Origin of the sequence: Pararhizobium qamdonense (assembly GCF_029277445.1) — a bacterium.
In the GTDB taxonomy this organism is placed as follows: Bacteria; Pseudomonadota; Alphaproteobacteria; order Rhizobiales; family Rhizobiaceae; genus Pararhizobium; species Pararhizobium qamdonense.
Map to the genome: position 1 here is coordinate 4,196,498 of NZ_CP119566.1, position 12,651 is coordinate 4,209,148.

At 60.8% G+C, this 12,651-nt stretch carries 14 protein-coding genes; 5 read left to right on the plus strand and 9 right to left on the minus strand.

Translation table 11 applies throughout. The annotated features are described in order from the left end of the window. Positions 1-37: 37 nt before the first annotated feature. A complete protein-coding gene (locus tag PYR65_RS20475) occupies positions 38-943 on the minus strand; it encodes a DMT family transporter (RefSeq protein WP_276119298.1) in 906 nt (301 codons plus the stop codon). A gap of 186 nt (positions 944-1,129) precedes the next feature. On the opposite strand from PYR65_RS20475, the gene PYR65_RS20480 reads away from it, so the two are divergent. Next, positions 1,130-1,855, plus strand: coding sequence for a class I SAM-dependent methyltransferase (locus tag PYR65_RS20480; RefSeq protein WP_276119299.1), 726 nt, complete (start codon positions 1,130-1,132; stop codon positions 1,853-1,855). A gap of 10 nt (positions 1,856-1,865) precedes the next feature. On the opposite strand, the gene PYR65_RS20485 is transcribed toward PYR65_RS20480, so the two are convergent. Beyond that, positions 1,866-2,657, minus strand: coding sequence for a sterol desaturase family protein (locus PYR65_RS20485; protein WP_276119300.1), 792 nt, complete (start codon positions 2,655-2,657; stop codon positions 1,866-1,868). A gap of 129 nt (positions 2,658-2,786) precedes the next feature. On the opposite strand from PYR65_RS20485, the gene PYR65_RS20490 reads away from it, so the two are divergent. Together PYR65_RS20490 and PYR65_RS20495 are read left to right on the plus strand one after the other, a co-directional pair. Then, complete coding sequence (locus PYR65_RS20490; protein WP_276119301.1) at positions 2,787-3,500, plus strand: pyrimidine 5'-nucleotidase; 714 nt, start codon at positions 2,787-2,789, stop codon at positions 3,498-3,500. 148 nt (positions 3,501-3,648) lie between these two features. After that, on the plus strand, positions 3,649-4,167 hold the full coding sequence (locus tag PYR65_RS20495) for an EF-hand domain-containing protein (RefSeq protein WP_276119302.1): 519 nt from the start codon (positions 3,649-3,651) through the stop codon (positions 4,165-4,167). A gap of 295 nt (positions 4,168-4,462) precedes the next feature. On the opposite strand, the gene PYR65_RS20500 is transcribed toward PYR65_RS20495, so the two are convergent. The 4 genes from PYR65_RS20500 to PYR65_RS20515 form a co-directional block, all read right to left on the minus strand. Then, positions 4,463-5,833, minus strand: coding sequence for a PepSY-associated TM helix domain-containing protein (locus tag PYR65_RS20500; protein WP_276119303.1), 1,371 nt, complete (start codon positions 5,831-5,833; stop codon positions 4,463-4,465). Between the two features lie 63 nt (positions 5,834-5,896). Beyond that, positions 5,897-6,298, minus strand: a complete 402-nt coding sequence (locus PYR65_RS20505; protein ID WP_276119304.1) for a DUF2946 family protein — start codon at positions 6,296-6,298, stop codon at positions 5,897-5,899. A gap of 81 nt (positions 6,299-6,379) precedes the next feature. Further along, positions 6,380-6,817, minus strand: coding sequence for a pyridoxamine 5'-phosphate oxidase family protein (locus PYR65_RS20510; RefSeq protein WP_276119305.1), 438 nt, complete (start codon positions 6,815-6,817; stop codon positions 6,380-6,382). 88 nt (positions 6,818-6,905) lie between these two features. Beyond that, a complete protein-coding gene (locus PYR65_RS20515; protein WP_276119306.1) occupies positions 6,906-7,805 on the minus strand; it encodes an LOG family protein in 900 nt (299 codons plus the stop codon). A 206-nt stretch (positions 7,806-8,011) separates the two neighbouring features. Here PYR65_RS20515 and dapD point away from each other — a divergent pair, with 206 nt between their 5' ends. Both dapD and PYR65_RS20525 read left to right on the plus strand, forming a co-directional pair. Continuing rightward, the gene (gene dapD, locus PYR65_RS20520) at positions 8,012-8,869 is read left to right on the plus strand and encodes a 2,3,4,5-tetrahydropyridine-2,6-dicarboxylate N-succinyltransferase (protein ID WP_276119307.1); all 858 of its coding nucleotides are present in this window, start codon (positions 8,012-8,014) and stop codon (positions 8,867-8,869) included. A 5-nt stretch (positions 8,870-8,874) separates the two neighbouring features. Next, positions 8,875-9,234: a DUF805 domain-containing protein gene (locus PYR65_RS20525; protein WP_276119308.1), complete on the plus strand. Its 360-nt coding sequence runs from the start codon at positions 8,875-8,877 to the stop codon at positions 9,232-9,234. Positions 9,235-9,266: 32 nt separating this feature from the next. Here the strand turns inward: PYR65_RS20525 and PYR65_RS20530 are convergent, their stop codons facing one another. The 3 genes from PYR65_RS20530 to PYR65_RS20540 form a co-directional block, all read right to left on the minus strand. After that, positions 9,267-10,418 carry a GAF domain-containing sensor histidine kinase gene (locus PYR65_RS20530; protein ID WP_276119309.1) on the minus strand — a complete coding sequence of 384 codons (1,152 nt, stop codon included), beginning with the start codon at positions 10,416-10,418 and terminating at the stop codon, positions 9,267-9,269. Positions 10,419-10,534: 116 nt separating this feature from the next. Then, positions 10,535-11,581: an aldo/keto reductase gene (locus PYR65_RS20535; RefSeq protein ID WP_276119310.1), complete on the minus strand. Its 1,047-nt coding sequence runs from the start codon at positions 11,579-11,581 to the stop codon at positions 10,535-10,537. Between the two features lie 144 nt (positions 11,582-11,725). Further along, complete coding sequence (locus tag PYR65_RS20540; protein ID WP_060637667.1) at positions 11,726-12,634, minus strand: AraC family transcriptional regulator; 909 nt, start codon at positions 12,632-12,634, stop codon at positions 11,726-11,728. Between the last annotated feature and the right edge of the window lie 17 nt (positions 12,635-12,651).

Sequence of the window (12,651 nt, forward strand, 5' to 3'; positions counted from 1 at the left end):
GCGATGACCTGCGCCAGAGTGAGAGCGAAGCGACTGTTCACGTCCACATCAAAAGCAGCAGGATACCCGCTACGATCAGCAGGCAGCCGGCGGTTTCCATGCGGTTGATGCGTTCGCGGAACAGGAAGATCGAGGCCATGAAGGTGAAGACCAGCTCGATCTGCCCGAGCGCCCGTACATAGGCGACCTGTTGCAGGGTCATCGCCGTAAACCAGCAGGCCGATCCGGTGACACCCGCCAGCCCGACAAGTGCCGAGGACCGCCAGGCGCGCGCCACGCGTCCGATCTCGCTCTTATCCTTGATCACCATCCAGACCAGCATGAACACCGTCTGGAACGTCGTGACGCAGGCAAGGGTCACGGCCGCCTGCATGACCGCGTTCGGCCCGTCCAGCGACAAGGATGCCGAGCGGTAGGCGACGGCAGAAATGCCGAACACCGCGCCGGAGGCAATGCCGATCAATGCCGTGCGCCCGCTCAGCGCCACCAGGAGATTGCGCCAGGATAGCGGCATGCGCGCCACGGAAATCATCATCACGCCGGCGACACCAACGACGATCGCCGCGATTGCGCCCGGCGTCAGCCGTTCGCCGAGGATGATCAGACCGAATATCGCCGCCTGCACCGGCTCCGTCTTCGAATAGGCGGTGCCGACCGCAAAATTGCGCAGCGAGAAGAGATAGACCAAAAGAATGGTCGCAAAGATCTGCGCCAGCCCCCCGAGCACCGCCCAGAAGACGAAGCTGCCATTCAGCTGCGGAAAGGCATAGCCAGCGGCATAGTGCAGACCAAAGACATAGGCGATGGCCAGCGGGAAGCCGAAGCCGAACCGCACGAAGCTGGCACCCGTCGTTCCGAGCGACCCCTGCAGATGCTTTTGCAGCGCTGAGCGCAGGTTCTGCAAAAACGCGGCGGCGATTGTGATGACGATCCAGGCTTCCATCCCTGCCCGCTAGCATGGCGCCAGCGCAGAATCCATATCCACGCGGCGCATCGGCAGGAGTTGTCGCCTTTCGGACACAGCGCGGCCTGGCTTTCATTGCCACGTGGATCGATCCGTCACGGCTCGCCTTGCGTCATCCGGCGTGCACGCTAGCTTGCCTTTCATCATTTTGACCAAGGAAATTTCATGCCGGACCTGCATTATGAAGAGCCATCGCTGGCTGAACTCTATGATCTCGACAGCGGCTGGTCGGTCGACCGGGATTTCTATCTGGCGCTTGCGGGCGCTGCCCCCCAACGCATACTTGACCTTGGATGCGGCACTGGATTGCTGTGCGACGCCTATGCCGCTCTTGGCCATTCGGTGACCGGTGCCGATCCGGCGAAAGCCATGCTGGATGTGGCGCGGCAAAAGCCCGACGGGGAGAAGATCGAGTGGGTCTTATCCTCAGCCCAGGATTTTCGTTCGCCCAAACGGTTCGACCTGATCATCATGACAGGCCACGCCTTTCAGGTGTTTCTCGATGACAGCGATATCCTCGCCACCTTCGCAACCATGCGGCAACATCTTGCGCCGGGCGGCTTGATCGTGTTCGAAAGCCGCAACCCTGCGATAGACTGGCCGGCGCGCTGGAACGGGGAGAGCGATCTCACCACTGGCGGGCAGACCGTCCGCCAGTCCCGTCAGGTCACGAAAATTGCCGGCAACCGCATCGCGTTCGAGACCCGTTATGCGCTGACCGAGCGTACGCTCGTGTCATCCAGCGAGCTGTTGTTCCTCTCGCGAACGGATATCGAGGACCGGTTGAAAGCTTCTGGGCTGCGGGCGGAACAGGTCTACGGCGACTGGCACGCACAGCCGTTCGACGCCGATGTTTCGGATGAAATGATCTTCATCGTCCGGGCCGTCTGACCGGACAGGTTCAGACCGACTTTTCCTGAGTCTTAGCCCGAACCACGGGCTGGCGGAAGGTTAGCGGCGGTACTTCCTCCTCGGTCTTCTTCACGCGCTGGTCGTAATCGGGCGAAACCGTGCCGAGCACCCGGTCCCAGAAGGAGAAGTAATTGCCGTAATTGTAGCGGAAGCCCGAATGGTGCTGGTCGTGGAACGTCGTGCACAGCATCGGCGAGGGATAGCGCGCCGTCGAGGAGGCGAAATACTCGAACCCGCAATGGCCGAACATGCCGTTGAAATGCTCGAACACCCTTTGCCCGATCAGGATCGCGGGGGGGAACGGCACGACGAAAACTATGACGGCGGTAAATCCCTGCAGCAGGAAATTATCGAGCACATCCTCGGAATAGGTGCTCCAGACCGTCGGCGCGACGCTCTTGTGATGCAGCGCATGCAGCGGATACATCCACTTGGTGTGCAGCAGCCGGTGCATGAAATAGAACCAGGTATCATAGAGAAACATGATCAGCAGGAATAGCGGCAGCGCCGTCCACCAGCTGAACTCCCAGGGCGTTATCGACCAGCCCTTTGCCTGGACATAAAGACCGATCGTCAGCGGCAGGCAGGCGCTGAACATGGAAGCGAGGCTCTGGCGGATTTCCGCATTGCGGCGCTTACCGGAGCCGCGGCCCTTTTGAATTCTGCGCTCGGGGTTGCGGTCGTTGACGAACGTGACGGCAAAACCGAAGGCGAAATAGGTGATAACAGAGGCGGCATAAAAGCCCAGCAGAAACAGACCGTAGAAAACTTCGTCCGACATCAATACACGCCCTGCGCCCAAAACCGAAGCCTGGAACCTGCCACAGCAGTATGGCAACGCAAAGGGGAAATGCGGCCGGAGTTGAAAAAGCCCATTTCCTCGCCAGATTTGCCATGGCATAACGCGGCCATGACACAGCTCGACCGCCTGCCGACACAAGCCGATTTCGCCCATGTCACCGACTGGGTATTCGATCTCGACAACACGCTCTATCCGCATCACGTCAATCTGTTTTCGCAGATCGACCGCAACATGACGGCCTATGTCGCGGCGCTGTTGACGCTGGATCCGGTGGCCGCCAAGGCGCTGCAGAAGGAATATTACCGCGATCACGGCACCACGCTACAGGGCCTGATGATCCATCACGGCATCGATCCCAACGAGTTCCTGCAAAAGGCGCATGCGATCGACTATTCCGTCGTTCCCGCCGATCCGGCGCTTGGCGAGGCGATCAAGGCGCTGCCCGGCCGCAAGTTCATCTTCACCAATGGCAGCGTCAAGCATGCCGAAATGACGGCGCGCGCACTCGGCATCCTCGATCATTTCGACGATATTTTCGATATTGTCGCGGCCGAATATGTGCCGAAGCCCGCGGGCGACACCTATAACAAGTTCATGAGCCTGCACCGGGTCGATACCAAGCATGCCGCCATGTTCGAGGACCTGCCGCGCAATCTCGTGGTGCCGAAGGCGCTCGGCATGAAGACCGTTCTTCTGGTGCCGCGCAATTTCGAATACGAGTTTGCCGAGGCCTGGGAAAAAACCGAGGAAGGTTCCGCCGAGGTGGATTACGTGACCGAAGACCTGACGGGCTTCCTCAACCGGCTCCTCGCCGAGACCTGACCGGCTTTCCAAGCTTCGCCGAAACACAGTTTCGACAAGAAAAAACCCCTTTCTTGTCAAAGACTTAAATTACCAAAGTTTAACTGGCCATTCCGGCCGGGCTGTCTATCCTCGCTTCAGGGACAATGATCACTGAAAGGATTTTGACATGCGCAAGAACAGTTTGATTCTCGGTGCCGTCGCAGCCAGCCTGACGCTCACCGGCTTTGCCGCCCCCACCTTCGCCGCCCGCCAGAAGCCGACGCCCGAGCAGCGCGCCGAATGGACGATCAAGCGCTTCGACACCAATGGCGACGGCAAGGTCTCGCTCGACGAGGTTCATACCCGCACGGCAGAAGCCTTCAAGACGTTCGATGCCGACGGCAATGGCCAGGTCACCCGCGAAGAAATCAAGGTACAGCGCAAGGCCCATGGCCAGGCATGGCGGGCTGCCAAGGAAAAGACCGGCGCAGACAGGACTGCGGCGATGGACAAGCTCAAGGAAACGCGCCCCGCCATGCTGCCCGGCGTACGCCAGAAGGGCTTCAAGCGCGCCGATACCGACAAGAACGGTTCGCTGAGCCTCACGGAAGTGACAGCCCGCGCCGACGCCATGTTCAAGCGCCGCGACACCAATGGCGACGGCGTCATCGACGCCGCAGACTTCACCAAGACCCGGAAGATCTGACGTCATCGCCCCGGCCAGGAGATGGCCGGGGTGTTCAGACTGCTAATAAACGCTGAAGCCGATGTTTGACGACAGCGGCACCCCACACTCCGTCATCCTCACCCTTGTGGTGGGGATCCAGCGACCCGACGTCCGTCGGGTCAAAAGACCTTTTCAGCTCAAGGACTTGAGCTGACTGGATGCCTGCCACAAGGGCGAGCATGACGGAGGAAATTAGAGCCTCGTACGATTAATACGGAAATCAGGACCCTCCCCTTTCTGGGGAGGGTTCTTCGTTATATGACGGTTCTGGCGCTTATGGTGCAAACCGGATCGCCCGGCGAAAATGCGGATAGCTCCAGTCGAGCACCAGCATCACCACCAGCGAGAGACCGACCAGCGGAAACAGAATGCCGCCGATCGCCAGCATCGCGATCAGGCCGCGAAACACGCGCTTATCCGACGGCATCGGCGGCACGCCGAGCGAGCCCTTCGGACGGCGCTTCCACCACATGATTGCAGCCGACACGGCCAAAAGCACGATCGCCAGGCATGCCACCAGCAGCACCAGCTGGTTCACCAGGCCGAACTCCTGCCCCATGTGAACATTGATCCCCCATTCCAGCGCCTTGCCGAGCGGGCCGTAATCGGCATAGCTCATGTCAATCAGAGGCTTGCCGCTATATTGATCCAGATGCACCACCCGCTGCTGAGAGACGTCGTCGGGATAGACCGAACCGGTGTAGACCCCTTTCGGCTGCATCGGTATATTCACCGCATAGCCATCATGCAGTCCAAGCCGGTCGAAGATGGCGACGGCCTGATCGAGGCTGATTGCCGTGGTGCCTTCGCCTGTCGACTGCGGTACCTGCGCCTGTTCCAGCGACCAGGTGGTCTTGGCAACGTGGTTGAGATGTTCGCCCGACATCGGCACGGACGTGCGCACGCCGGCCGGATAGCCGAAATTGCTGCCATTCGCCCATTCATTGACCTTCTCGCCCCAGACGCCGGACCAGGGCATGCCGGTGACTGCAAGGAAGACGATGAAGAAACCCACGAATATGCCGCTGACCGCATGGGTATCGCGCCAGAACACCCGCCGTTTCGGTATGCCTCTTACGCTCAAGACGCCGCCGGTCTGCGCGCGCGGCCACCAGAGATAGATGCCGGTAGCCACCAGAAGCACGGACCAGCCGGCGGCGATCTCGATGAGCGAGCGGGCAAACGAGCCGAAATATTTCAGGCTGTGCAGGGTGCGGATGGTCCACATGATGGTGCCGCGATCGGGAAGCGCGCCCAGCACCTTGGCATCATAGGGGTTGACGTAAACCGCCAGTCTGCCGGCTGTCTGCGCGTTGACGGTGATCTCGACCGAATCCTCCGGCGATGGAGGGTCGGTATATTTCACCGCCGTTCCGGGATAGGCGGCAAGGGCAGCCGTGACCATCGCCGATGGTGCCGCAACCGCAGTGTTTTCCTGGATCTCGACATGTTTCAGATCGGCATAGACAAGACCGTCGATCTCGTCGCGAAACAGATAGAGCGCGCCGGTGACGGCAAGCGTGATCAGAAATGGCAGGACCAGAAGGCCTGCATAAAAATGCCAACGCCAGACAGCGCGGTAAAGGTCGGACGGCGAACGTGCCGCAACAGCGGCATCCGCGCGGCCGATGGTGAAATCGGACATGGGTCTCTCCAGATGAGCAAAAATAATGGCCGGCGCCTTGCGGCCAGCCTGATCTTTATGACGTCATGCGGAGAGTGATGGGGGTGCCCTGGCTTCGGCAAAGGTGCTGCGCAGGAAAACCCTGGGCGCTGGCTTTACGGCAAAATAGAGTTCGACCGGATGACCAAGGACGGGAGCGGCGATTTCGATCGCCCGGCCGGGCAAGGCCGGCGTATGCCCCGCTGCCAGCTGGCAGAGCGTGGCGCACATATCGTGCGCGGCCTTTTGCGGCACACCGGGAGAGGTCTGCTGGGGGCCATCTTCATGGGCAATACAGATAATATTGAAGGGATCGACGGCAGCGCTTGCCATCGTCCCATGCGCAACGCCGGCCACAAGACCCTGCAGCAGAAACATAGACGCAATCAGCACGGCGATGGCGCCGGCCGACACTCTATCTTTCAAGACAAGCCGCAGGGTTTTCATCAGGGCTCATTGCCACAGCCGCGACGCGCTGTCACTGCGACACAAAGCCGGTGGCCGCGATTTTTTGAAAGGCTGAAAACCTTAGTGGCGCTGCTTGGCGAAATCGAGCTTGACTTCGCCTTCGTCCTCGCCGTCCCAATAATGCACCCTGGTGGCGCTGACCTTGATCAGGACGAGGCCCTCGGTATCGACGCCGTCCTTGAACCAGTCGTCCAGATCCTTCGTCCAGTGTTCCCTAAACGCCGCCTTGTCCTTGATGAGGTCGGCCTCGCCTTCGACAGCAACCAGGAAGGCTTTCTCGCCCTGGAAGGATAGGCCCACTTTGGAATTGCGCTTGATATCCTCCACCATGCGCGATTCTTCCCAGGTGAAATAATAGGAATCGCCGTCGTAATCGACTTCGCCATTGTTGCTCATCGGCCGCCCGGCAATGGCACCGCCGTCGGTATGGGTGGAGAGCATTGCGATATCGATATCGCGCATTTTGGTGGCTATGTCGGAAAGGCTTCTGTCACTCATGATCGTCTCCCGTGTCGATGACTGACGGAAGAACGCAGTCCGCGCCGTTTGGTTCACGCGCGGACCGCAGAAGACAGGATGACGGTCCCTACCGGGCCCCGGATGCCACCGGAACCGTGGCCGGATCGACCGTCTCGTAGAATTTCGAGATGATCTCCCAGGCTTCGTCAGCGGTTTCGACGAACTGGATAAGATCGAGATCAGCGGGCGAGATGGTGCCGAAATCGGCCAACGCCTCGAAATTGATGACGCTGCGCCAGAATTTTTCACCAAACAGGATCAGAGGCACCAGCGCCATGCGGCCGGTCTGCATCAGGGTGATGGTCTCGAACAATTCATCGAACGTGCCGAAGCCGCCCGGAAAAACCGTGACGGCCTTGGCGCGCACGAGAAAATGCATCTTGCGGATGGCGAAATAGTGGAAGTTGAACGACAGGTCCGGCGTCACAAAGCGATTGGGGGCCTGCTCGTGCGGAAGCACGATGTTCAATCCGATCGATGGCGCGCCAATATCGTCGGCGCCGCGATTGCCCGCCTCCATCACCCCCGGCCCGCCGCCGGTGGTCACGACATATTCCTTATAGCCGGACTGGGCCGAATGCAGCGAGCAGAGACGGGCAAACTTGCGCGCCTCCTCGTAATAGACCGAGGCGGCCGTCAGATTGCGGCGCTGCGTCTCGTTCTTTGCCGCCCAGGCGTCGCCGCCGGGCTCTGGAATACGGGCGCCGCCAAACATCACAACCGTCGAGTTGATACCACGCTCGGCCATGATCATTTCTGGCTTCAACAGCTCGAGCTGCAGCCGCACGGGGCGCAGCTCCTCGCGGGCGAGAAAATCATCGTCGGTGTAGGCCAGCCTGTAGGACGGGGACATCGATTGCGGGGTCTGGGGAACGCCTGCCGCGCGTTCGCGGGTCTGCTGGCTATCGACCAATGGGTCCCAGGCCCCATCCTTGCGCCGCAAATTCCGCTTCTTCATTCTTGCCATGTCAAACTTTCCTGCCGCAAACCGACAGCAAATCATCGCTGCCGGATGCTCCTTCCAACGTCTCGGACGCTACGGATCAAATCACCCGCGCCCATTCCGGCACATACACCTTCATCCAGCGCGGACTGCAACCGAAAACCACTTCAATTTTTCGGGATCATGCTCTAGAGCAGGTTACGATAGCCGCCGAAGTTTAAGGAATTCCGATGACGACCCATGATCTCGCCTCCCTGTCGCAGACCATCGACACCGCTTTCGACAACCGCGACAGCGTCACCATCAACACCAAGGGCGAGATCCGCGATGCGGTCAACACCGCCCTCGACCTGCTTGACGGCGGCAAGGTGCGCGTTGCCGAGCGCGGAGCAGACGGCAACTGGACCGTCAATCAATGGCTGAAAAAGGCCGTCCTCCTGTCGTTCCGGCTGAACGACATGGAAGTCGTCAAGGGCGGATCCGGTCAATCCACCTGGTGGGACAAGGTTCCCTCCAAGTTCGAAGGCTGGGGTGAAAACCAGTTCCGCGACGCCGGCTTCCGCGCTGTGCCGAACGCTGTCGTGCGCCGCTCCGCCTATATCGCTCCCAATGCCATCCTGATGCCGTCCTTCGTCAATCTTGGCGCCTATGTCGGCGAAGGCACCATGGTCGACACCTGGGCGACGGTCGGTTCCTGCGCCCAGATCGGCAAGCATGTGCACCTGTCCGGCGGCGTCGGCATCGGCGGTGTGCTGGAGCCGATGCAGGCGGGGCCGACGATCATCGAGGACAATTGCTTCATCGGCGCCCGCTCGGAAGTCGTCGAAGGCTGCATCGTGCGCGAGGGCTCGGTTCTCGGCATGGGCGTGTTCATCGGAAAATCGACCAAGATCGTCGATCGCGCCACCGGCGAAGTCACCTATGGCGAAGTGCCGCCCTATTCCGTTGTCGTGGCCGGCTCGATGGGCTCCGGCGCCATCATGCCGAACGGCGTGGCTGCGCCAAACCTCTATTGCGCCGTCATCGTCAAGCGCGTCGATGAAAAGACCCGCTCGAAGACCGGCATCAACGAACTGCTGCGGGACTAAACACTATGCAAAGGGAGGGGCGGAAGAGCATGTCCTGGCTGTTCTTCAGTCCCTCCGGCCGCGTCAGCCGCCTGCCCTATTGTCTCGGCTGGCTGTTTTGGGCCGCAGCAAGCGGCTTCGTCTTGTCACGGGTGCTGGCCCATCAGGGCGATGAGATTGCGCTGGCGCTCTGGACATTGATCCTGGTGGTTACCGCGCTTGTCTCGACAGCATCGATCGCGCTGATGACGATCAAGCGCCTGCACGATACCGGCTATCCCGGCCACCTCGCCATCTGCCTCTTCATCCCCGTATTAAGCCCCGTCCTGTTCCTGGCACTCTGCCTATGGCCTGGTACTGAGGGCGACAACGAATACGGACGCTGATCGGCGCAAGGGAACGAGCGACGTGATTGTGATTATTGCTGCGGCATCTGGAAGGTGAAACGGGTCTCTTCCGGTGTCGATGTGACCAGAAGCTTACCCTTGTGCGCCTTGGCGATTTCCGAGGCTATATAGAGCCCAAGGCCCAACCCCTGCAGATTGGCCCTGGCCGAGGCGCGTACGAACGGCTTGAACAGGTCCTTGACGACAGCCTCGGGGATAGGCTCGCCGGCATTGATCACCGTCAATTCGAAATATCCGCCGGATGCGGCAGAGTGCACCCTTATCGGTGCCTCCGGGTCGCCATGGGTCAAGGCATTGGCCAGAAGGTTCGACAGCAGCTGGCCGATCCGGCCTTCGTCGCACCGGACCATCGCTTCCGACAGGTCCGCCTCGATCCGGCGGCGCGGATTGGCAAGCGCGAGCTCGGCCACCACCTGCTCCAGAACGGGGCGAAGCGGTACGCGGTCGGCCTGCTCGATGGAAATGCCGCCACCGAGCCGGCCACGGGCAAAATCCAGCACATTGTCGATCAGGCCAGACATGCGCGAAATGCTGCTTTGCATCAGCGTAAGCACGGCCTTTCCTTTATCGTCCGTCACCGTGCGCTGCAGCATGCGGGTTCCGGCATCGAGAGAGGCGAGCGGATTGCGCAGGTCGTGGCCGAGCACGGCGATGAACTGCTCGCGCAGCTCGCTGCCCTGCCGCTCCTGGTCGATCCGGTCATGGGCATCGAGGTGGAAGGCGATCAGATTGGCAAACAGCTTGAACATGCCGGCGATTTCAGGCGTATTCAGCTTGCGCGGCACCGTATCGATGGCGCAGAGCGTTCCGAAGAACGAACCGTCGCCCAGCGTGATCGGCACAGAGATATAGCTCTGCAGGCCATAGATCGCTGGCGTATGATGACCGGAATAGGCCGCGTCCTCGGCGACATTGTCGATGATCACCGGCTCCCGGTGATCGCGGATTTCGTTGCAGATCGTCGTTTCGATCTTCAGCTCGCCGCCCGGCTCCAGCCCGAAAGCCAGATTGTCCTTGACGCCGCAGGCGATCCAGCGGTCGGCAGTCACCCGCGCCACTGCCGCAAAACGCATGCCCGTCGTCTTGCAGACCACATCGAGAATGGTCGGCACGGCGCTGATCTGCGCGATAATTTCAACCGCCGCGGCGGGATTGTCGTTCACTGCGAAACTTTCAATCAGAGGCGTTGTAAAGCACTTACCCTCTTTCTCGACGGAATACGCCCCAGATGCAAGCCCGTAGATTGGTAGGGGCGGCATTCGCTACCGCCCCGTCAATATCAAGCCTTGGGTTCGAACGGTTTCGGGCGGCGGGCCGCGCCCTGCCGCTCCAGCATCCAGCCCGGATATTCCGGCGGCAGCGCGCTGACATCGTCAAGCTTGGCCAAATCTTCAGCATCGAGCCGAAGCTCAACCGCCTTCAGGTTTTCCTCCAATTGCTCCACCCTCTTGGCGCCGATGATAACGCTGGTGACAAAGGGTTTGGCCAGAATAAAGGCGAGCGCCACTTCGGCAACACTGGCGCCGTGTTTCGCCGCAACCTCGCGCATCGCGGCAACGCAGGCCCAGGCCCGGTCCTTGTCAACCGGCGGAAAATCGAAACTTGCCCGGCGGCCCTCGCCGTTTCCGGGCGCGCCCGGTCCGTACTTGCCCGACAGGAGCCCGCCCGCAAGCGGCGACCAGACCATCAGCCCCATCTTCTCTTCTGTCAGCAGCGGCACGATGTCGCGCTCCAGATCGCGGCCGGCGATCGAGTAATAGGCCTGCAGCGTCTCGAACCTTGCGAAACCCTTGCGCTCGGAAATACCCAGCGCCTTGGCAATGCGCCAGGCCTGCCAGTTGGACATGCCGACGTAACGAACGAGCCCGCCCGAAACCAGATCATCCAGCGCCCGCAACGTCTCGTCGATCGGCGTCACCGTATCGGTGCCATGGATCTGATAGAGATCGATATGGTCCATCTGCAACCGGTCTAAGCTTTCCTCGACCGAGTCCATGATATGGCCGCGCGAGGCGCCGCGATCGTTCGGCCCCTCGCCCATCTGGCCGAAAACCTTGGTGGCGATGACCACATCCTTGCGGGCGACGCCGAGATTGATCAGCGACTGCCCCAAAAGACGCTCCGAATCGCCGGCCGAATAGACATCGGCCGTATCGATGAAATTGACGCCGGCCGCCAGGGACCGCTCGACGATGCGATCGGCCGCATCCTGGTCGACATCGGCGATCGCGCCCCACATGCCGCCTCCGGCCGCGCCGAAGGTCATCGTCCCCAGGCATAGTTCGGATACGAACAGGCCGGTATTGCCAAACTGATTGTAACGCATGGTGAGCTCCATAATTCTTGGATTGAGGGTTTCTGCGATGCGATAGAGTGAGAATGCCCGGCTGCAAGCGCGGGTCTGATGAAAGGGCGCAACCGGCGTTGCACCCTTGTCTTCCGGACGGCTATCCGCGTCCAAAACGGTTTCTTATTCGGCAGCAACCTGGGTTCGCAGCGTCGCGACATCGCGCAGCGGCGGCTGACCGTAAAAACGGGTATATTCCAGCCCGAACTGCGACGGGCTCTGGTAGCCGACCGTATGCCCGGCCATTCCGGCATCCATGTTTTCCACCAGCATCAGGCGGCGCGCCTCATAGAGCCGCAGCTGCTTCTGATACTGCATCGGTGTCATCGCCGCGACCGACTTGAAATGATGGTGCAGCGACGAAACGCTCATGCCGCAATGTTCGGCCAGATCCTCGATCCGCAGCGGCCGGACATAGTGTTCGCGCAGCCACGCAATCGCCTTGGCGACGCGGTTTCCGGGGCTGTCTACCGTGGCAATCTGGATCAACCGTGGTCCGTAAGGCCCCGTCAGGAGACGATAGAGAATTTCCTGCTCGACGAGAGGCGCCACCCCTGCAATGTCGCTTGGAGTATCAAGGAGCCTGAGGTATCTGAGCGTCGCATCCACCAGGGCGGGCGAGGCCCGGTGCACGGCAAGGCCGCGCATGCCATCGGCCGTTGCCGCGACCGGGGGAACGGCGATGCGTTGCAGAACCTCGCGCAACCGGTCGGGATTGATCACCATGCCCAGCCCCAGATGCGGCGCCTGCGGACTGGCGACACTGACCCTGGAGACAACCGGCAGATCGAACGACACGACAACACAATCGCCAGCCCCGTAATGATAGACATCCTGGCCAAGCGTGACGGTTTTCTGGCCTTGGGCAATCAGAGCGAAGGCCGGGCGATGCGCGAGATGCACGGGATTGGTCGGCGCAGTCTGGCGCCCGAGCCGCAGATTTTCGATCGCGGTCGGAAACATGCCCGAGCCCGAGGTATGGCGCGAAATGATTGCAGCGATTTCACCGAAACGTTCTGTTTGATTGTCCATGGACCGGGACGGCTTTC